At 74.3% G+C, this 18,615-nt stretch carries 18 protein-coding genes; 1 reads left to right on the forward strand and 17 read right to left on the reverse strand.

The annotated features are described in order from the left end of the window. Nucleotides 1-73 precede the first annotated feature (73 nt). From ACSNOC_RS14355 to ACSNOC_RS14380, 6 genes are all read right to left on the reverse strand, one after another. Nucleotides 74-925, reverse strand: a complete 852-nt coding sequence (locus tag ACSNOC_RS14355; RefSeq protein ID WP_436747793.1) for a helix-turn-helix domain-containing protein — start codon at nucleotides 923-925, stop codon at nucleotides 74-76. Nucleotides 926-946: 21 nt separating this feature from the next. Beyond that, nucleotides 947-1,471: a DUF6879 family protein gene (locus ACSNOC_RS14360; protein WP_436747794.1), complete on the reverse strand. Its 525-nt coding sequence runs from the start codon at nucleotides 1,469-1,471 to the stop codon at nucleotides 947-949. Then, nucleotides 1,443-1,685: a hypothetical protein gene (locus ACSNOC_RS14365; protein ID WP_436747795.1), complete on the reverse strand. Its 243-nt coding sequence runs from the start codon at nucleotides 1,683-1,685 to the stop codon at nucleotides 1,443-1,445. Before ACSNOC_RS14365 ends, ACSNOC_RS14360 begins: the two co-directional genes overlap by 29 nt. Nucleotides 1,686-1,787: 102 nt before the next feature. Beyond that, the gene (locus ACSNOC_RS14370) at nucleotides 1,788-2,624 is read right to left on the reverse strand and encodes an SAM-dependent methyltransferase (protein ID WP_436747796.1); all 837 of its coding nucleotides are present in this window, start codon (nucleotides 2,622-2,624) and stop codon (nucleotides 1,788-1,790) included. Nucleotides 2,625-2,729: 105 nt separating this feature from the next. Next, nucleotides 2,730-3,860, reverse strand: a complete 1,131-nt coding sequence (locus tag ACSNOC_RS14375; protein ID WP_436747797.1) for a sensor histidine kinase — start codon at nucleotides 3,858-3,860, stop codon at nucleotides 2,730-2,732. After that, nucleotides 3,860-4,597: a response regulator gene (locus ACSNOC_RS14380; RefSeq protein ID WP_436747798.1), complete on the reverse strand. Its 738-nt coding sequence runs from the start codon at nucleotides 4,595-4,597 to the stop codon at nucleotides 3,860-3,862. The genes ACSNOC_RS14375 and ACSNOC_RS14380 overlap by 1 nt, the downstream gene beginning before the upstream one ends. 151 nt (nucleotides 4,598-4,748) lie before the next feature. Here ACSNOC_RS14380 and ACSNOC_RS14385 point away from each other — a divergent pair, with 151 nt between their 5' ends. After that, entirely contained in the window at nucleotides 4,749-5,969 is a 1,221-nt protein-coding gene (locus ACSNOC_RS14385; protein ID WP_436747799.1) for a DUF418 domain-containing protein, read from the forward strand. A 286-nt stretch (nucleotides 5,970-6,255) separates the two neighbouring features. Here ACSNOC_RS14385 and ACSNOC_RS14390 read toward each other — a convergent pair whose 3' ends face one another. The 11 genes from ACSNOC_RS14390 to ACSNOC_RS14440 all read right to left on the reverse strand — a co-directional run bounded on the left by ACSNOC_RS14390 (nucleotide 6,256) and on the right by ACSNOC_RS14440 (nucleotide 18,504). After that, nucleotides 6,256-6,918, reverse strand: coding sequence for a LuxR C-terminal-related transcriptional regulator (locus tag ACSNOC_RS14390; RefSeq protein ID WP_436747800.1), 663 nt, complete (start codon nucleotides 6,916-6,918; stop codon nucleotides 6,256-6,258). Between the two features lie 239 nt (nucleotides 6,919-7,157). Further along, on the reverse strand, nucleotides 7,158-8,294 hold the full coding sequence (galK, locus tag ACSNOC_RS14395) for a galactokinase (protein WP_436747801.1): 1,137 nt from the start codon (nucleotides 8,292-8,294) through the stop codon (nucleotides 7,158-7,160). Further along, entirely contained in the window at nucleotides 8,291-9,286 is a 996-nt protein-coding gene (galE, locus tag ACSNOC_RS14400; RefSeq protein ID WP_436747802.1) for a UDP-glucose 4-epimerase GalE, read from the reverse strand. The genes galK and galE overlap by 4 nt, the downstream gene beginning before the upstream one ends. After that, entirely contained in the window at nucleotides 9,283-10,350 is a 1,068-nt protein-coding gene (galT, locus tag ACSNOC_RS14405) for a galactose-1-phosphate uridylyltransferase (RefSeq protein ID WP_436747803.1), read from the reverse strand. The genes galE and galT overlap by 4 nt, the downstream gene beginning before the upstream one ends. A 136-nt stretch (nucleotides 10,351-10,486) precedes the next feature. Further along, nucleotides 10,487-11,164, reverse strand: coding sequence for a LuxR C-terminal-related transcriptional regulator (locus tag ACSNOC_RS14410; RefSeq protein WP_436747804.1), 678 nt, complete (start codon nucleotides 11,162-11,164; stop codon nucleotides 10,487-10,489). 60 nt (nucleotides 11,165-11,224) lie between these two features. After that, complete coding sequence (locus ACSNOC_RS14415) at nucleotides 11,225-12,796, reverse strand: outer membrane protein assembly factor BamB family protein (RefSeq protein ID WP_436747805.1); 1,572 nt, start codon at nucleotides 12,794-12,796, stop codon at nucleotides 11,225-11,227. Between the two features lie 702 nt (nucleotides 12,797-13,498). Further along, nucleotides 13,499-15,334, reverse strand: a complete 1,836-nt coding sequence (locus ACSNOC_RS14420; protein WP_436747806.1) for an ABC-F family ATP-binding cassette domain-containing protein — start codon at nucleotides 15,332-15,334, stop codon at nucleotides 13,499-13,501. Next, nucleotides 15,327-16,325 carry a 4-(cytidine 5'-diphospho)-2-C-methyl-D-erythritol kinase gene (locus tag ACSNOC_RS14425; RefSeq protein WP_436747807.1) on the reverse strand — a complete coding sequence of 333 codons (999 nt, stop codon included), beginning with the start codon at nucleotides 16,323-16,325 and terminating at the stop codon, nucleotides 15,327-15,329. Before ACSNOC_RS14425 ends, ACSNOC_RS14420 begins: the two co-directional genes overlap by 8 nt. 33 nt (nucleotides 16,326-16,358) lie before the next feature. After that, the gene (rsmA, locus tag ACSNOC_RS14430) at nucleotides 16,359-17,210 is read right to left on the reverse strand and encodes a 16S rRNA (adenine(1518)-N(6)/adenine(1519)-N(6))-dimethyltransferase RsmA (protein ID WP_436747808.1); all 852 of its coding nucleotides are present in this window, start codon (nucleotides 17,208-17,210) and stop codon (nucleotides 16,359-16,361) included. After that, nucleotides 17,207-18,055, reverse strand: a complete 849-nt coding sequence (locus tag ACSNOC_RS14435) for a TatD family hydrolase (protein WP_436747809.1) — start codon at nucleotides 18,053-18,055, stop codon at nucleotides 17,207-17,209. Before ACSNOC_RS14435 ends, rsmA begins: the two co-directional genes overlap by 4 nt. Nucleotides 18,056-18,183: 128 nt before the next feature. Beyond that, on the reverse strand, nucleotides 18,184-18,504 hold the full coding sequence (locus ACSNOC_RS14440; RefSeq protein ID WP_436747810.1) for a hypothetical protein: 321 nt from the start codon (nucleotides 18,502-18,504) through the stop codon (nucleotides 18,184-18,186). Nucleotides 18,505-18,615 lie beyond the last annotated feature (111 nt).

Below are 18,615 nucleotides of genomic sequence, written 5' to 3' on the forward strand. Positions count from 1 at the left end.
CTTCGTTCCACAGGAGGAAGGTAAGAACGGTTGGCGAGAACCGGCCACGATCTTGCACCGGTTTTCGCACGAGTCAACCGAGTGAAGCGGCAGCCGCTCCGATGAGCGCGCGGGCCTCGGGCCCGTAGACCGCCAACCGCGACATCTGGCTGAACGCCCGCTCGTACATGGCCATTTCGCTGGGCGCGGTGATGGTCACCTGAGCCGTCAGCAACTCGACGAACGCCTGCCCCGAGTCGTAGAGGCTGAAGGTCTCCAGCGTCCACAGCCGGCGCGCGCCCGCGCTGAACGGGATCACGCCGAGGGACACCGACGGCAGCGCCATGATGGCGAGAAGATGCCCGAGTTGACCCGCCATCGTCTCGGCGTCCCCGATCTGGTAGCGCAGCACGGCCTCCTCGACCAGCAGCGCGAAGTGCCGCCCGCCCTCGTGCACGATGCGCGACCGGGCCAGCCGCGCGTCGACCGCCGCGGCCACGTCGTCCGGCGCGCCGTGGAACTGGGTTATCGACCCGAGCAGGGCGGCGGCGTACTCGCGGGTCTGGAGCACGCCGGGGATCACCGTCGAGCAGTAGACGCGGAACTTGCGGGTCCGCTCGTACAGCGGGACGTAGGACTCCTGGAGCCTGCGCAGCCCGGTGCGCTGGAGCCGCCGCCATTCCACGTACAGCGACTCGGCGTTGCGGGAGGCCGCGATGAGATCGGGGATCTGGTCCGGCGCGCCGCACGCCTGGCACCACGCGCGGAGGTCGGCGTCCGAGGGAGGCGTCCTGGCGTTCTCGATGCGCGAGGTCTTGGCCTCGCTCCAGCCGCAGCGCATGGCCAGGCCGCGTCCGGTGAGGCCGGCGTCCAGGCGGATGTCCCTCAGGCGCGCGGCGACGGCCTCGCGCGCTGCCTGGGCGCTGGAGGACGGCGATACGGACATGCGCTTGCTCTCGGTGGTACGTCAGACCTGGTACTCCTGGTGCGGGACAGCACGTTCCCACACAGCGGCGAACGCTGCAGAGCACAGCTTCGCGACGGGCGAGGTCTGATTCAACTCGGCGCCCGCTGAACCCCCCTTACCAGTGAAATAATTGAACATGACGGTGGTGTCGTCGAACAACCAGAAGTCGTTTCCCGGCAGCGCGATGTCCGACGCCCGGCGCCGCGGGAGCCAGCGGACTTCTTCTCCCGCGGCGATGTTCTGGAAGGTGCAGGCGTGCTCGTACCGGATGTAGTCGGTGACGGGCTCGGAGACGATGCGGGCCCGGCGGAATGTCACCCCCCGGGCCACCGCATCCCTCACCCACGTGTGGAAGTCGGTCCACCAGGAGGCCGGATCGTCGGGATCCGGCCGGTGGCCGGCCTTCCAGGCGGCGAAGGCCGCGTCCTCCTCCTCGATGCCGTAGACATCTCTCATCTCCAGGTGGACGGCGGAACGACGGCAGTTCGCCAGAAGGTCAACGAACAGCCGATCGCTCTGCGACATCGCATGCCTCCCTGATGGCCGGGACCATGCGGGCGGGAATACGGATCACCGCCTCGGTCTCGGGGAGCGGGCCGAACTTCTCGCACTCCTCCTCGGTGTCCGGGTCGGCCTTCCAGCCCTGGAGCACGAGATCGGCGTTGTGCTCGTCCACCAGGACGGTGGGGCACTGGGTTCCGTTGGTGGCCGGGTCCTTCGCGATGAACCGTAGTGCCATGACTGCCTCCCACGCTCCGCGGTTAGTGCCGGGTCGCTCGACCTTACGCCCACCTGTTTGTACAGCGTCAAGAGGGCGACACGGTGCGTGACAGGACACCGGTCACGGGCGGGGGCGGCGGGGCTTGCGTCCCACGCCGCCGAACGCGTCGACGCCGGCCGGGCCCTGAAGCTCCCCGAACTCCGGCCGCCACTCGGGCAGTCGGACGACTCCCGGGGCCACCAGCTCCAGTCCCTCGAAGGCGGCCTCGATCTGCTCGGGGCTGCGCACGTAGTACGGCACGGCACCGCTGGCGATGTACTCCTCCTCGGCGGCCACCATTTGCTCGGAGGTGTTGGTGCCGTCGTAGTGCACGAGGAAACTGCCGGGCGCCAGGGGCGCCAGCAGGCGCTGGATCAGGGACTTGGCCTCGGCGAAGTCCTCGATGTGGCCCATGATGCCCATCAGGACCAGCGCGACCGGCCGGTCGAAGTCCAGGGTTTCCGCGGCGGCTTCGATGATGCCGACCGGGTCCCGCACGTCGGCGTCGATGTACGCGGTGGCGCCCTCGGGGCTGCTGGTCAGCAGGGCGCGGGCGTGGGCGAGGACCAGCGGGTCGTTGTCGACGTAGACGATCCGGCAGTCGGCGGCGGCGCGCTGGGCGACCTGGTGCGTGTTGTCCGCGGTGGGCAGGCCGGTGCCGACGTCGAGGAACTGCCGGATGCCCTCCTCCACCACCAGGTAGTGGATGGCGCGGGCGAGGAAGTGCCGGGAGGTGCGGGCGACGTCCACCAGCCCCGGCATGTGCTCCTTGATGTAGTCCCCGACCTGGCGGTCCGGCTCGTAGTTGTCCTTGCCGCCCAGCAGGTAGTTCCAGAACCGGGCCGAGTGCGGGACGGAGGTGTCGATCCGGTCGGCCACCCTCGGGGACTCGCTGCTGGCTGGCTGGTTGTCCGTCACTGCTCGACTCCTGCCGACGCGCGCATGGGCTGGGATGGGTGTGCGCTGACAACTTATCTCGCGCACACGCGTCCGGCATATGCCGACCGGTTTGCCGGGAGGGGTCTAGCTTGTGCTGCCGGACGGGGGATCGTGTGGTGACGCGGGGAGGCGCAGTTCGAGGTGGTGGCCGCCGTCGGGGGCGGGGGCGGTGGTGAGGGTGCCGCCGAGGAGTTCGGCGCGCTGGCGCAGGCCGATCAGGCCGTGCCGGGCGCTGGGCAGCGCGAGGGTGGCCCGGGTGGCGGCGGTGTTGGTGACGGTGGTCAGCAGGGTGTCGCCCTCCCGCCGGACCCGCACGGTGGCCCGCGCGCCGGGCGCGTGCTTGCGGACGTTGGTCAGCGCCTCCTGCACCGTGCGGTAGACGGCGCGCTGCACGGGCGGCGGCGGGTCGCCGGGCAGGTCGACGGCCAGCTCGGCCTCGATGCCGCTGTGCGCGACGAGCTGCTCCAGCCCGGCGAGGGTCGGCTGCGGGGTGAGGTCGGCCGGCCGGCCGTCGCCCGCGCGCAACACGCCCACCATGTGCCGGAGTTCGTCCAGGGTGCGGACGCTGAGCCGCCGGATCGTGGTCGCGGCCTCCTTGGCCGCCGGGTCGTCGACGCTCACCTGCAACGCCCCGGCGCGCACCGCGATCAGGCTCACCTGGTGCGAGACGACGTCGTGCATCTCGCGGGCGAGCCGGGCGCGTTCCTTGGCCAGCACACTCTGCGCGGTGAGCAGCCGTTCCTGCTCGCGGGCCTCGGTGATCTCGGCCAGCCGCAGCGACAGGTCGCGGCGGGCCTGCACGAGCTGGCCGAGGAAGATGGGGGCGGCGGCCAGCGCCAGCGAGTAGGCGACGTCGATGGCGGCCCTGACGCCGTCGAACTCGTGCAGCGGCGGCAGCGGCCAGGGCACCGAGTAGCACGCGGTGAAGGCGACGGCGGCGGCGAGGACGCGCGCGCGGCTGCGGCTGAGCGAGGCGAACGTGTAGAGCGCGGTGAGGGAGACGACCACGGCGTACGAGGTCAGCGCGGGCACCAGGGTGATCAGCAGCACCGTGCCGGGCAGGCGCCGCCGCAGCAGCAGGGCGAGGGAGGCGGCGACGGTGCCCGCGATGATCAGCGGGTGGTCGCCGTCGCTGCTGATCCAGGTGTCCAGCAGGGCGACGGCGACGACCAGCGCGTCCTGGGCGCGCGGGGACAGGCGCGGCGGCGCGGCCATCAGGCGCGGCCCCCCTCGCGGCGCGGGCCTGCGGACGCGGCGCCGGACGCGCCGCCGGACGCGGCATCGAGGGGGTCGCCGCCGTCCGGGCGCAGCAGCCCGGCGCGTTCGGCCAGCAGCGCGGCCTGCACCCGGCCGCCGGCGTCCAGCTTGCCGAGGATCGCGCTGACGTGGTCCTTCACCGTGCCCACCCCCAGGTGCAGGCGGGCGCCGATCTCCGCGTTGGACAGGCCGGTGGCCAGCAGCGTCAGCACGTGCCGCTCCCGGCCGGTCAGCCGGGCGACCCGGCGGGCGGCGTCCGCCTCCACGGCGTCACGGCCCGCGTCGAGGTAGCCGTCGACCACGGTGCGGATCACCTTGGCGGACAGCACCGTGCCGCCCTCGGCCAGGGTCCGCACCATCGCCCCGATCTCCTCCGGGTCGGTGTCCTTCAGCAGGAACCCGGACGCGCCCGCGCGCAGCGCGGCGGCGATGTACTCGTCGGTGTCGAAGGTGGTGAGCATCGCGACGACCGGCGGGCTCTCCAGGGCGCGGATCCCGGCCAGCACGGTCAGCCCGTCCACGTCCGGCATCCGGACGTCCAGCAGCACCACGTCCGGGCGGTGCCGCCGGACCGCGTCCAGCGCCTCGCCGCCGGTGACCGCGGCCACCACGTCGATGCCGCCGGCGGCGTTCAGGATGAGCCGGAACCCGGTGCGGATCAGTGCCTCGTCGTCGACCACCAGTACGCGTATCACGCGTGTTCCCCCTTCGTGTCGTCCCCGTCCGCCCGCTTCCGTCCGTCCCTGCGCCCCGGCCGGTCGGCGGGGGCGGCTCCGGCCGGTCGGCGGGGTGCCAGCGGCAGTCTGCCGGATGTCCCGCGCCCGCCGCCTGCCGGAATCTGGGGGCATGACACAGGACTTGGGGGGAGTCCGCGCACCGGCCGGGCCCTGGGCCCCGGCCGGTGCGCCGTCGGCCCGATCAGCCGCCGGGGTGGGGCGGCTGATCGGGCTCGACCTGGCGCGCGGGCTCGCGGTGTTCGGGATGTACGCCGCCCACGTCGGCCCGATGCCGGCCGAGGGCGGGGTGACCGGCTGGGTGATGGAGCTGTTCCACGGCCGTTCGTCGGCGCTGTTCGCCGTGCTGGCCGGACTGGCGCTGGTGCTGATCGCCGGGCGCCGCGTCCCGCGAACCGGCCGGGACGGCCGCCGGGCGGCGGCGCGGATCGTGATCCGGGCGGTCGTCCTGCTCGCCCTGGGCACCGCGCTGACCGCGTCGGGCACGGTGGTCGAGGTGATCCTCGCGTACTACGGCGTGTACTTCCTGCTCGCGCTGCCCTTCCGGCGGCTGCCCGCCCGGACGCTCGCCCTGATCGCCGCGGTCTGGGCGCTGCTGGGCCCGCCGCTGGCGCACGCGCTGTCCGACGTGCTGTACACCGAGGACTGGTCCTACCGGGGCTGGGCGGCGACGGTCGACGGCCACGACCCGCTCTCCGCGTGGAGCGGCGAGGGTGTCATCGCCCTGCTCTTCACGGGCGGTTACCCGGCGCTGACCTGGATGCCGTACGTGCTGGCGGGCATGGCGCTGGGCCGCCTGGACCTGACGTCCCCGGCGGCGCGGGTCCGGCTGGCCCGGCTGGGCACGACGATGGCGGTGCTCGGCTACGGCGGCTCGTGGCTGGCGTTCCGCGTCTTCCCGCGGGCGGTGGAGGCGACCGGGGCGCCGCACGCCTGGTGGTCGGACGTGGACACGGAGGCGAACTGGGACACCTGGTGGTGGCTGCTGGTCGCCGCCCCGCACAGCCAGACCACGCCGTCGCTGATCGCCAACACCGGTGTGGCGATCGCCGTGATCGCCGGCGCGCTGATCCTGGTCGACCGCGTGGCGTCCGCCCGCCGCCTGGCGGGGCCGGTGATCGCGGTCGGCACCATGTCGCTGACCGCGTACGTCGGGCACGTGGTGGCGGTCTGGTGGCTGGACCTGGAGCTGGACGGGGCGCCGCTGTACGTGTGGCTGGGCTTCGTCGGCGTGGCGGCGCTGGTGGCGTCGGTGTGGCTGCGGTTCTTCCGGCGCGGACCGCTGGAGTACCTGGTCAACGCGGCGACGAAGCCCGCCCGTTACGTCCGCTGACCCCGCCCGGGGGGCTTGCGGCAGGCCCCGGGTCCTCCCGCGGCAGCACCCGGCCGGGGCCGGGAGCCGCCGGAACAGGGGATGCACGACGTGTGTCCGGTGTTGTCGGCCGACGGGGCGCGCGGTGCCGCCGACCCGGGGACCGCGGAGCGGCGCCGGTGACAGGGAAGAAGGTGACATGGAAGAAGAGGCGTTCGGCCGGGGCGTCGAGGGAGCGGCCGGCCGCTGTGTCGCGATGTCCCGGGCGACCCGCCCAGTGGCCCCGCGAAGATCCGGAAGTCAGGCCCTAGTCCGCCGGGGGGACGCCCGCCCGGCGGGCCAGGGCGACGGCGGCCAGGGTGGAGTGGACGCCGAGCTTGCCCAGGACGTTCTGCATGTGGGTGCGGACCGTGTGCGGGGACAGGTAGAGGCGTTCGGCCACCGCCTTGCGGCCGAGACCGGCCAGCATGCAGCGCAGGACTTCCAGTTCGCGGGGGGTCAACGACTCGATCAGGCGCTCGTGTTCGCTGCGGTGGCGGCGGTCGCGGTGCAGTTCGCGGAGGACCCCGGTGAGCAGCGCGGGCGGGACGTGGGTCTCGCCGCGCAGCACGCCGCGCACGACCTGGAGGAGGCGGGCCAGGGAACTGTCCTTGGCGACCCAGCCGCTGGCCCCGGCGGTCAGGGAGAGGGCGGCCCGCGCCGGGTCGTCGCATGCCGCGAGCATGACAGCCCGGAGGGTGGGGTGCCGCTCCCGTGCCGAGGCGATCAGCGAGTTCTCGCCGGCCGCGGCGCCGTCGAGATCCGCGTCGAGCAACAGGACGTCGTACGGGCCCCGTTCGAGCTGGCTCAGGGCGGCGGGCACACTTCCGACGGCCATCGCCTCGACGTCCTGCTCCGCGGTGAGCGCGGTGGCCAGCGACTCGGCGAAGATCCGGTGCCCGTCCACCACGAGCACCCGAATTCGATCCACAGCGGCCCCTCGGTCGCCTCGGCAGCGGAAAGGCGGGCTCGGCGGGCGCGACGCCGGTGCCCCGGCTCCGGGGGAATCCGCACGGCCGCCGCCGCACGGCACCGGTGCCGGGCCGTGGGCGTCGCACCCACCTGTCTCGCCCCCTGAAGCGGCACCGGCCCCCACCGGTGCACCCCTTCAGGTTACGGGTGACGGGCGGCGGCGGAAGTGCTTTCACGGAAGTGCGGGTATCAAAGGCATCACACCGGGAGCCGTCCGGCGCCGGGTGCGGGGATCGCCTCGAAGATGCCGGGCGGGTGATGACCGGCCGCCGCGAAGGCGTTCCGGACCGCCCCGGCGGTGGCCTCCGCGGCGTCGGCGTCCACCAGCGCGATGGCCGAACCGCCGAAGCCGCCGCCGGTCATGCGGGCGCCGAGCGCGCCCGCGGCGGTGGACGCCGAGACGGCCAGGTCGAGTTCGGGGCAGGTCACCTCGAAGTCGTCGCGCAGCGACGCGTGTCCGGCGGTGAGCAGCGGCCCGATGGCGCGGGCCCGGCCCGCGTCGAGGAGCGCGACGACCCGCTCCACGCGGTCGTTCTCCGTGACCACGTGCCGCACGCGGCGGCGCAGCGTCGCGTCGGGCAGCCGGGCCAGGGCGTCGTCCAGCCCCTCGGGCGGCACGTCGCGCAGCGCCGGAACGCCCAGGGCCGTCGCGCCCGCCTCGCACTCGGCGCGGCGGCGGGCGTAGGCGCCGTCGGCGTGGGCGTGCCGGACGCCGGTGTCGATCACCAGCAGCCGCAGCCCCTCCAGGGCCATGGAGAACGGGATCTGACGCATGGACAAGTCCCGGGTGTCCAGGCGCAGGACGTGCCCGGCGGTGCAGCAGGCGGAGGCCATCTGGTCGAGGATGCCGCAGGGCACGCCGGCGAAGTCCCGCTCCGCGCGCTGGGCGACGCGGGCCAGCGCGGTGGGTGCCAGGCCCAGGCCGAAGAGGTCGTCGAGCGCCACGGCGGTGACGACCTCCAGCGCGGCGGAGGACGACAGGCCCGCGCCCACCGGCACGTCGGACTCGTAGGAGACGTTCAGGCCGCCGAGTTGGTGGCCGTCCTCGCGCAACGCCCAGGCGACCCCGGCCGGGTAGGCGGCCCAGCCGGTCACCGTGCCCGGCGCGAGGGCGTCGAGGTCGAGATCCACCGTCCCGCCGTCCGGCATCCCGGCCGAGTACAGGCGCAGCCGGCGGTCGGGGCGGCGGGAGGCGGCGGCCCTGGCGGTGTGCGGCAGGGCCAGGGGCAGCACCAGGCCGTCGTTGTAGTCGGTGTGCTCACCGATCAGGTTGACGCGGCCGGGAGCCGACCAGTGGCCGTCGGGCGCGGCGCCGAACAGGTCCTCGTGGGTCATGGCCGTGCTTCCGTTCGGCGGGCGAACTCCCAGGCGTCGCCGATGATGTCGGCCAGGCCGGGGCGGCGGGGGCGCCAGCCGAGCCGGTCGCGGGCACGCCCGGCGGAGGCGACCAGGACGGCCGGGTCGCCGGGGCGTCGGGCGGCCGGGGTCGCGGGGATGGGGTGGCCGGTGACGCGGCGGGCGGTGGCGATGACCTCGTGGACGGAGAAACCGTTGCCGTTGCCGAGGTTGCAGACCAGGTGCTCGCCCGGGGTGGCCGCCTTCAGCGCCAGCAGATGGGCCTCGGCCAGGTCGTCCACGTGGATGTAGTCGCGCACGCAGGTGCCGTCGGGGGTCGGGTAGTCGGTGCCGTAGACGGCGATCGACTCCCGTCGGCCCAGCGCGACCTGGAGGATGATCGGGATCAAGTGGCTCTCGGGATCGTGGCGTTCGCCCAGCGTGCCGCCGGAGTGCGCGCCGGCCACGTTGAAGTACCGCAGCGAGACGGCCGCCAGGCCGTGCGCGGCGCACTCACCGGCGAGCATGTGGTCGACGGCGAGCTTGGTGGCGCCGTACGGATTGCCCGGCGCGGTCGGCGCGTCCTCGGTGATGGGCGTGGTCTCCGGCTCGCCGTAGACGGCGGCGGTGGAGGAGAACACCAGGGTGCGGACGTCCGCGTCGCGCATGGCCCGCAGCAGCTCGACGGTGCCGCCGACGTTGTTCCGCCAGTACTTCTCGGGGTCGGCCACCGACTCGCCCACCTGGGAGCAGGCGGCGAAGTGCAGCACCGCGTCGTAGGAGCGGTCCAGCACCTTGCCCGCCTCCTGGATCCGGCCCTCCACGAACTCCGCGCCCTCCGGCACCCCGGCGCGGAAGCCGGTGGACAGGTCGTCCAGCACGGTCACGCGGTGGCCGGCGGCCAGCAGATGCGCCGCGACCGTGCCGCCGACGTAGCCCGCGCCGCCGGTCACCAGGTACCTGCCCGTGTCGTGCCTGCCCGTGTCGGTCATGCTGTCGCCACCTCTCGAAGCCGGTCGGCCGCCGCCTCCGGCAGTACGTCGCTCACGAACGCGCCCAGGCCGGATTCGGACCCGGCCAGGTACTTCAGCTTGCCCGGACCGCGGCGGACTGTGAAAAGTTCCAGGTGCAGCGCGAAGTCCTCGCGTGCCGCGCGCGCCTCCGGGCCGGCGCCCACGGGCGCCTGGTGCCAGCCGGCGATGTACGGCGTCGGCCCGGCGTCCGGGCCGAAGAGCCGGTCGAAGCGGCGCAGCAGCTCCAGGTGGACGGCGGGGAACGCGGCCCGTCCGGCGTCGTCCAGCGCGGTCAGGTCCGGCACCCGGCGCCGGGGGTAGAGGTGCACCTCGTACGGCCAGCGCGCGGCGTGCGGCACGAACGCCGTCCAGTGGTCCGTCTCCAGCACCACGCGGCGGCCGTCGGCGCGCTCGGCGGCCAGCAGGTCGTCGTAGAGGTTCCGCCCGGTCCGCTCCCGGTGGCGGGCCACGGCGCGCACGGCGCGGGCCGTGACCGGGGTGACGAACGGGTAGCCGTAGATCTGGCCGTGCGGGTGGGCGAGGGTGACGCCGATCTCGGCGCCGCGGTTCTCGAAGCAGTACACCTGCCGCACACCCGGGTGCCGGGTCAGCGCGGCGGTGCGGTCGGTCCAGGCGTGCAGCACCAGCGCGGCCCGCTCCTCGCTCAGCGAGGCGAACGAGGCGTCGTGGTCGGGGGTGAAGCAGACGACCTCGCAGCGGCCCGCGCCGCCGGAGAAGGCCGGGAAGCGGTTCTCGAAGACGGCGACCTCGTAGTCCGGGGCCGGGATCTCGGTGTGCCGGTCCCCGGCGGACGGGCACAGCGGGCACTGGTCGGGCGGCGGGTGGTACGTGCGGGACTGGCGGTGGGCCGCGTAGCCGACGGGCTCGTCGCGCAGCGGATCGTGCCGGATCTCGGAGACGGCGGACGCGGGCGTGGGCGCGAGGGAGCGGCGGTCGGGCGCGTCGCGGGCGGGGGCGTCGTCGGCCGCGTCGTAGTAGATCAGCTCCCGGCCGTCGGCCAGCCGGGTCGTGGTTCTCCTCATCACCCAGTTCCCTCGCCCCGTCCGGCCACCGGCGGCCGGCCAGGGCGACAGCGCCGATCACGTTCGCACAAAACCCAACAGAAGGAGCGTAGCGCGTCCGGGCTCCGTGCGGGGCGGGGTGGCATGCCGGGCTCGGTCAGAGGTCCCGGGAGGCGGCGAGGTGATCGAGGAGCCCGGTGCGGACGGCCAGCGCGGCGGCCTCCAGGCGCGAGGCCGTCCCGAGCTTGGTGAGCAGCCGCTGGACGTGGGTGCGGGCGGTGCTGGGCGCGACCCCGAGACCGGCGGCGATGCGTCGGGTGTCCTCGCCCTCGACTATGCGCACCAGCACGTCGGCCTCGCGTTCCGTCAGCAGCGCCGCCAGCCGGGCGCCCTCGGCCTGGTCCACCGCGCGCGGGTGCAGCAGCTCGGTGAACGCCTCGCGCAGCAACTGCGGCGTCACCGCCGCCTCCCCCGCCTTGGCCTTCAGCATCGCGCGCTCGACGCCCTCGATGCGCTCGTCGTGCCGCACGTAGCCGCGCGCGCCCGCCGCGAAGGCCGCCGCCACGCCGCGCGGGTTCGGCACCGGGCCGAGGACGACGACCGCCACGCGCGGGCACTCGCGCCGCAGCCGCTGCAACGGGTCGAGCGCGCCCGGCGCGTCGGGCTCCAGCGCGCCGAGCAGGCACACGTCCGGCTGCTTGCCCACCACCAGGTCCACGCCCCGGCCGATGGGCGCGCCGGCCCCCAGCACCCGGTGCCCGCGCACCCGGAGGGCGGAGGCCAGCGCTTCGGCGACCAGCCTTCTGTCGTCGACGACCACGACCCGTACGCTCATACGTCTCCTAGGCTCGCTGTCGCGGGCGCCCGGCGTCGCGCCGGTTTTCCTGACGTTCCGTCACCGGTAGACGAGCAGCGCGGGCTTGTTGGCCTCGTCGTCGGTGTCGTAGAACGACCGGTTGACCAGCACCAGGGTGTTGTCGTGCCACATGGGCTGCTGATTATGGACCAAGAAGCTCGACGAGAGGGTGAACTCCTGGGCACGGGCGGTCCGGTCCAGCGCCATCAGCGGCGCGATGCTCTCCGTTTCCGGGTCGATCGTGACGACCAGGCCCTCCAGCGTGTCGCTCGCGGGCTGGTAGGCGAGGATCTTGCCGTCCTGCACGCCGAACGGCCAGATCTGGCCGCCGTTGAGGGCGGGGACCTCGTAAAGGGCCTGGCCGGTCGAGAGGTTGAACGCGGCGACCGCGTTGTCGCCGTACGGGACGTTGGTCGGCAGGTAGAGGAAGTCGTCGTGGACCACGCCGAGCCAGCAGTTGGACAGGGTGTTGACCTCGCAGGGGCCCATGTAGCGGTCGATGTCGTAGTCGAGGTCGTGGGCGATCTCCTGGTGGTTGTCGTCCACGACGAAGATGTGCGACGCGCCGGGGTCGGAGACGTCGCTGCCCACGGTGGCGGTGACCACGAGGGGGTCGGCGGAGATGACGGAGTCGACCGACAGCTCCTGGTTCTCGTGCGTCGCCCCGAACTCCCACTCCCACAGCTCCTGGCCCGACTCGTCGGTGGCGCGGATGCTGCCGCCCTCGTCACCGAAGTCACCGCAGGTGAGCTTGGAGAGGAACATGTCGTCGACCACCATGTACTCGGCCTCGCGGCAGCGGTCGCTGGTCTTCGACTCCCAGAGCTTCTCCTCGCCGGAGATGCTGAAGCCCATGCCGCTGACGCCGGTGCCGATCGCCACGACGTCCCCGAGGATCGCGGGATAGGAGCCGGAGGAGGTCGGCCACTCGGAGTCGAGGGGCATGCTCATGACCTCCTCGCCGGTGGAGATGTCGACGACCGTCAGCACCTCGCAGTCGCGGCCCTGGAGCAGCGCGACGCGGTTCTCGGAGACGTTCGGTGAGGCGAGGCAGTTGCCGTCGGAGGACTCGAAGGGGACGTTCCAGTTCTCCTCGCCGGTCGCCAGGTCGTAGGAGATGAGCGCGTCGGGCATCACGCGGACGAAGGCGTCGTCCACGAACCACGCGCCCCGGGCGTCGACGACGATCTGCTCCTCGGTGACCGCCGGGACGGGCAGGTCCCAGGCGAGGGAGGCCTGGATCGGCTCGGCGGGCAGGCCGCCGCCTCCGCCTCCCCCGTCTCCGCCGCCGTCGCCGTCGCCGCCCGGGTCCGTGGCGGCCGGCTCCTTCTCGTCGTCGCCGCTGAGCAGCCAGACGGCGCCGCCGCCGGCGACCAGCAGGGTGAGCACGGCCGCGACGGCGGCGGCGATCAGCGGCCCGCGCGACCGGCGGGGCCCGGCGCCCGGCGCCGCCGGAGGCGGGGGCGGCGCGGCCCAGCCGCCGCCGACGCCGCTGGGCGGCCCGTACGGACCGGGCGCGGTGGGCGCGCCGAAACCACCGCCGACGGCGGGACCGCCGATGGTGGGGGACTGGTACGGCTGCGGATACCCGTAACCGGGCTGTCCGGGCACCCCACCCGGTACGGCATCCGGCGGGGTCGCCGGAGTCCCCGGCTCCTGCGAAGGCGGCGGCGGTGGCGGCGGCCCGAACCCACCGCCCTGCGACGGCTGATGCGGCGGCGGTGGTGGCGGCGGCTGCGACATGGTGTCCCCCTGGCCCGGTACTGGGTCGAACGTCGTGCGAGCGAACTCTTTCTACCATCGGACATCCGCACCCCCCTGCCGGTTCCTCCGCCGGTGACAACGGGGCACCCCGCACGCACCGGACGCGAGCACCTCCGGCCCCCCGCCCGGGAGGCGACGAGGCCACGGACGACACCGCGCGCCCCTCGGGTCCCGGTATCACTGCCCCGTGGCCAACCACTCCGGCGCCTGGCAGGACGCTCCCGCGCCGGCCAGGGCGGGGGGCTCCGGCAGGACACCGCGCACGACGGCCGCTGAGCGAACCGCCGCGCCGCCGTACCGCCCGGAACGCGGTGACAGGGGGCCGCCCGCGCCTAGGGCTCCTCTTCCGGGTCTTCGCGGGGCCATGACGCTCCCCCAGCCCGGTGGCTGGGAGGTGCCCCCACCGTACGAGCTGCGATCCGGCGCCTTGCCGGCGCATGGGGGGGTACCTCCCGGGCCCCCGAGGGGCCCGGGGGAGCCAGACCCCGCGGCCTGATCCTCCCCCGGACCGGCGTCCGGGAGGTACCCCCACGATCCGGAAGACAGGCCCTAGACGGCGCCGTCTGCCAGGTCGAGCCAGCGGGATTCCAGTTCTTCGCGTTGTCCCGCCAGTTCGCGGAGTTGGGCGTCGAGGGTCGCGATGCGTTCGAAGTCCGTGGCGTGTGCGGCCATTTCGTTGTGGAGGGCGGCTTCCTTCTCCTCCATGCGCTCCAGCTGGCGCTCGATCCGCTGGATCTCCTTCTGGGCCGCGCGCGAGAGCTGGGCCGGTTTCGCCGGGGACGCCGGGGTGGTGGGCGGGGCGGCCGGGGTGGCCGGGGTGGCGGACTCGGTGCGGGCCGCGCGGCGTTCGAGGTACTCGTCGATGCCGCGCGGCAGCATCCGCAGGTTGCCGTCGCCCAGCAGCGCGAACACCTGGTCGGTGACGCGCTCGACGAAGAAGCGGTCGTGGCTGACGACCACCAGCGAGCCCGGCCAGCCGTCGAGGACGTCTTCGAGCTGGGTGAGCGTCTCGATGTCGAGGTCGTTCGTCGGCTCGTCCAGGAACAGCACGTTGGGCTCGTCCATCAGCAGCCGCAGGATCTGCAGGCGCCGCCGTTCGCCGCCGGAGAGGTCACCGACCGGGGTCCACTGGCGTTCCTTGCCGAAGCCGAACTGTTCGCAGAGCTGCGAGGCGGTCATCTCCCGGCCCTTGCCGAGGTCGACGCGGGCGCGGACCTCCTCCACCGCCTGAAGGACCCGCGCGGTGGGGTCCAGCTCCGCGACGTCCTGCGAGAGATACGCCAGCCGCACCGTCTTGCCCACCGTCACCCGCCCGGCCGCGACCACGCCCGAGCCCTCGGGGTCGGCCAGGGCGCGCAGCAGGGTGGTCTTGCCCGCGCCGTTCACGCCGACCAGGCCCACGCGGTCGCCCGGCCCGAGCTGCCACGTCAGGTGCGTGAGCAGGTCGCGGTCGCCGACGCGCAGGGTGACGTCCTCCAGGTCGAAGACCGTCCTGCCGAGCCGGGCGGACGCGAAGCGGGTCAGCTCGGCGGTGTCGCGCGGCGGCGGCACGTCCGCGATCAGGGCGTTGGCGGCCTCGACGCGGAAGCGCGGCTTGCTGGTCCTGGCCGGGGCGCCGCGCCGGAGCCAGGCCAGCTCCTTGCGCATCAGGTTCTGCCGCCTGGCCTCCTCGCCCGCCGCGATGCGCTCGCGCTCGGCCCGCGCGAAGACGTAGTCGCTGTAGCCGCCGTCGTAGGCGTGGACGGTGCCGCGCTGCACGTCCCACATCCGGGTGCAGACCTGGTCGAGGAACCACCGGTCGTGGGTGACGACGACCAGCGCGGAGCGGCGGTCGCGCAGGTGGGCGGCGAGCCAGGCGATGCCCTCGACGTCGAGGTGGTTCGTCGGCTCGTCCAGCACGATCAGGTCCTGCTCCGCGATCAGCAGCTTGGCGAGCGCGACGCGGCGCCGTTCGCCGCCGGACAGCGGGCCGACGACGGTGTCCAGGCCGTCCGGGAAGCCGGGCAGGTCGAGGCCGCCGAAGAGGCCGGTCAGGACGGAGCGGACGCGGGCGTCGCCCGCCCACTCGTGCGCGGGCAGGTCCCCGATGACCTCCTGGCGGACCGTGGCGGCCGGGTCGAGCGAGTCGTGCTGGGTCAGGACGCCGAGCCGCAGGTCTCCCGCGTGGGTGACGCGGCCGTCGTCGGGCGTCTCCTGGCGGGCCAGGATGCGGACGAGGGTGGTCTTGCCGTCGCCGTTGCGCCCGACGACGCCGATGCGGTCGCCCTGGCCGACGCCGAGCGAGATGCCGTCCAGCACGGTCCGGGTGCCGTAGATCTTGCGGACGGATTCGACGTTGACGAGGTTCTTGGCGGGCTTGGCCGCCCTGGCTGCGGCGTCAGGCATGGGACTCGATGGTAGTCGGGACGGTCGGGACGGTCGGGACGGTCGGGACGGTCGTCGCGCCGGGCGCGGGCGCGGTGGTGGCCCGGGCGGTGCGGCAGGTGCCGCTGTCGGTCAGGGTCTTGGCGATCCCCGCGGCGGCTTCGGCGTCGGCCGCGAGGAACGCGCAGCTCGGCCCGGAGCCGGAGACCAGGCCGCCGAGGGCGCCGGCCGCCGTGCCCGCGGCCAGGGTGGCGGCGAGCGCGGGGCGCAGCGAGACGGCGGCGGGCTGGAGGTCGTTGGCGAGCGCGGCGGCGAGCGCGGGGGTGTCGCCGGTGCGGAGGGCGTCGAGGAGCGCGGGGTCGGCCCGGGGCGCCGGGACGGGCCGGTCGCCGCGCAGCCGGTCGCACTCGCGGTAGACGTCGGGGGTGGACAGGCCGCCGTCGGCGAGGGCGAACACCCAGTGGAACGGCCCGGTGACGGCCAGTTCGGTCAGCCGCTCGCCGCGTCCCTGGCCCAGGGCCGCCCCGCCGACCAGGCTGAACGGCACGTCGGAGCCCAGCTCGGCGCAGATGTCGAGGAGTTCGGCGCGCGGGGTGGCCGTTCCCCAGAGCGTGTCGCAGGCGAGGAGGGCCCCGGCGGCGTCGGCGCTGCCGCCCGCCATGCCGCCCGCGACGGGGATGTCCTTGACGATGTCGAGGCGGACGGCGGGCTCGATCGCGTGCCGGGCGGCGAGCAGTTCGGCGGCGCGGACGGCGAGGTTCGCGCGGTCCAGCGGAACGTGCTCGCTGCCGGGGCCGGTGCAGGTCACGGTGATGCCGGGGGCGCCCCGGTCGCCGGGGGCGCCGGGGACGTCGGTGCGGGAGGCCGTGACGTGGTCGTAGAGGCCGACGGCGAGGAAGACGTTGGCCAGGTCGTGGAAGCCGTCCGGGCGCGGCGGCCCGACGGCGAGCTGCACGTTGACCTTGGCCGGGACGCGGACCGTGACGGAGGACCTGGGCTGAGTGGCGGGCATCTGCTCAATCTCGGATCGGGGAGCGGTGGGCGGCTACGGTGCCGGGCGGTGTTCGGCGAGGCGGGCGAAGTCCTCGACGGAGAGGGCCTCGCCGCGGGCGCCGGACGGGACGCCGGCCGCCGCGCAGGCGGCCTCGGCGGCGGCCGGGGAGCCGGCCCAGGACGCGAGGGCGGAGCGCAGTGTCTTGCGGCGCTGCGCGAAGGCGGCGTCGACCACGGCGAACACCTCCTCGCGGCTGGCCGTGGTGCGCGGCGGCTGGCGGCGGGTGAGCGCGACGAGCCCGGAGTCGACGTTGGGCGCGGGCCAGAACACGGTCCGGCCGATGGCCCCGGCGCGCCGGGCCTCGGCGTACCAGGCGGTCTTGACGGACGGCACCCCGTAGACCTTGGAGCCCGGCCCGGCGGCGAGCCGGTCCGCGACCTCGGACTGCACCATCACCAGGGCGCGTTGGAGGCTGGGGAAGGTGGCGAGCATGTGCAGGAGGACGGGAACGGCCACGTTGTAGGGGAGGTTGGCGACGAGGGCGCCGGGGGGCGGCCCCGGCAGCTCCGTGACGCGCATGGCGTCGCCGTGCACGAGCGCGAACCGGTCGGCGCGGTCCGGGAGTCGCGCGGCGACCGTGGCGGGCAGCGCGGCGGCGAGCACGTCGTCGATCTCCACGGCGGTGACGTGCCCGGCCGTTTCGAGCAGGGCGAGGGTCAACGAGCCGAGCCCGGGGCCGACTTCGACGACCGCGTCGTTCTCGCCGATGTCGGCGGCGCGCACGATGCGGCGGACGGTGTTGGCGTCGATGACGAAGTTCTGCCCGCGCTGCTTGGTCGGGCGCAGGCCGAGGGCGGCGGCCAGCTCGCGGATGTCGGCGGGGCCGAGCAGGGTCTCGGTCATCCGAAGGCCCTCACGGTGTTGGCGGCGATGTGCCGGGACAGCTCCTCCTCGGCCATTCCCTTGACCTTGGCCATGGCCCGCACCGTCACGGGAATGAGGTAGGGCGCGTTGGGCCGGCCGCGGAAGGGCGCGGGCGTGAGGAACGGGGCGTCGGTCTCCACGAGCAGCAGCTCGGGCGGCGCGGCGGCGAGCGCGTCGCGCAGCGGCTGGGCGCTGCCGAAGGTGACGTTGCCCGCGAAGGACATGAAGTACCCCTCGGCCGCGCAGAGTTCGCTCATCGCGGCGTCACCGGAGTAGCAGTGGAAGACGGTCCGCCGGGGGGCGCCCTCCTCGCGGAGGATGCGCAGCACGTCGTCGTGGGCGTCCCGGTCGTGGATGACGAGCGTCTTGTCCAGCTCCTTGGCGAGCGCGATGTGGCGGCGGAAGGAGCGCTGCTGGGCCGCGACGCCCTCCGGGCCGGTGCGGAAGTAGTCGAGGCCGGTCTCGCCCAGCGCCCTGACCTGGTGGGCCCGGGCCAGCCCGGCGATCTCCTCCAGCGCGGCGTCGAGGGCGGCCGGGCCCTGCTGCTGCTCGATGCGCGCCGCCTCGTTGGGGTGGAGCGCGACGGCGGCCCACACGGCATCGTGCTCGGCGGCGATCTTGCTGGCCCACCGGGCGCGTTCCACGTCGCAGCCGATCTGCACGACGCGCGTGACCCCGACGGCGGCGGCCTTGGTCAGGGCCTCCTCGACGGTGGTGTCCTGCATGTCGAGATGCGTGTGCGAATCGGTGACGGGTACGGCGAGCGGCTCGGGCAGCGGCGGCGGCACGTGCTGCTCGGCCTTGGCCTTGGCGGACTTGGGCATGCCCTCGATCCTACGGCCGCGCCCACGGCCCGGGTCCGGCTCGCCCGCCGGGCGCCTGCCCGGCCTGCCTGCTCTGCCGCGCCTGCCGCGCCTGCCGCGCCTGCCGCGCCTGCCGCGCCTGCCCGCCCCTACGGCGCTCCGGGCGGGAACGTGCGGGCGCCGGGCCAAAAGGCGGCGCGCCGGGCGGCGGCGACCAGGTCGGGGCGCACGATGCGGACCCGGTGCCCCCCGCAGTTGCGGCAGGTGGGGCGGGACAGCGGGGACGGGACCCGCCGGCCGTTCTCGTGGTAGATCACGATCGGCCGGCCGTGCGGGTCGGCGCGGTGCTCGATCCGGTACGTCTGCTCCCAGCCGAAGCCGCAGCTCAGGCAGGCGAAGCCGTACTCCTCACGCCCCTCGTGAGCCTCGGGTCCGGTTCCCCGGCTGCTTTCCGGCCTGTTCTCCGTCATGGCACGGCTTCCGTTTCATCCGGATATGACCCATACGACCCTTCCATGGTAGTCAGCCGGGCCGATGATCACTCCGGAGGGCCGGTCACCCCCTGCTGTCCCCGGCCGCCC

The sequence above is a fragment of the Streptomyces sp. URMC 129 genome (genome assembly GCF_051386415.1).
Classification (GTDB): Bacteria; Actinomycetota; Actinomycetes; order Streptomycetales; family Streptomycetaceae; genus Streptomyces.

What these genes read in the sequence shown, in the direction of transcription:
- ACSNOC_RS14355 (WP_436747793.1), bottom strand. Translation starts at nt 925, where the DNA reads ATGTCCGTATCGCCGTCCTCCAGCGCCCAGGCAGCGCGCGAGGCCGTC.
- ACSNOC_RS14360 (WP_436747794.1), bottom strand. Translation starts at nt 1,471, where the DNA reads ATGTCGCAGAGCGATCGGCTGTTCGTTGACCTTCTGGCGAACTGCCGT.
- ACSNOC_RS14365 (WP_436747795.1), bottom strand. Translation starts at nt 1,685, where the DNA reads ATGGCACTACGGTTCATCGCGAAGGACCCGGCCACCAACGGAACCCAG.
- ACSNOC_RS14375 (WP_436747797.1), bottom strand. Translation starts at nt 3,860, where the DNA reads ATGGCCGCGCCGCCGCGCCTGTCCCCGCGCGCCCAGGACGCGCTGGTC.
- ACSNOC_RS14385 (WP_436747799.1), top strand. Translation starts at nt 4,749, where the DNA reads ATGACACAGGACTTGGGGGGAGTCCGCGCACCGGCCGGGCCCTGGGCC.
- galK (WP_436747801.1), bottom strand. Translation starts at nt 8,294, where the DNA reads ATGACCCACGAGGACCTGTTCGGCGCCGCGCCCGACGGCCACTGGTCG.
- galE (WP_436747802.1), bottom strand. Translation starts at nt 9,286, where the DNA reads ATGACCGACACGGGCAGGCACGACACGGGCAGGTACCTGGTGACCGGC.
- galT (WP_436747803.1), bottom strand. Translation starts at nt 10,350, where the DNA reads ATGAGGAGAACCACGACCCGGCTGGCCGACGGCCGGGAGCTGATCTAC.
- ACSNOC_RS14410 (WP_436747804.1), bottom strand. Translation starts at nt 11,164, where the DNA reads ATGAGCGTACGGGTCGTGGTCGTCGACGACAGAAGGCTGGTCGCCGAA.
- ACSNOC_RS14420 (WP_436747806.1), bottom strand. Translation starts at nt 15,334, where the DNA reads ATGCCTGACGCCGCAGCCAGGGCGGCCAAGCCCGCCAAGAACCTCGTC.
- ACSNOC_RS14425 (WP_436747807.1), bottom strand. Translation starts at nt 16,325, where the DNA reads ATGCCCGCCACTCAGCCCAGGTCCTCCGTCACGGTCCGCGTCCCGGCC.
- rsmA (WP_436747808.1), bottom strand. Translation starts at nt 17,210, where the DNA reads ATGACCGAGACCCTGCTCGGCCCCGCCGACATCCGCGAGCTGGCCGCC.
- ACSNOC_RS14435 (WP_436747809.1), bottom strand. Translation starts at nt 18,055, where the DNA reads ATGCCCAAGTCCGCCAAGGCCAAGGCCGAGCAGCACGTGCCGCCGCCG.
- ACSNOC_RS14440 (WP_436747810.1), bottom strand. Translation starts at nt 18,504, where the DNA reads ATGACGGAGAACAGGCCGGAAAGCAGCCGGGGAACCGGACCCGAGGCT.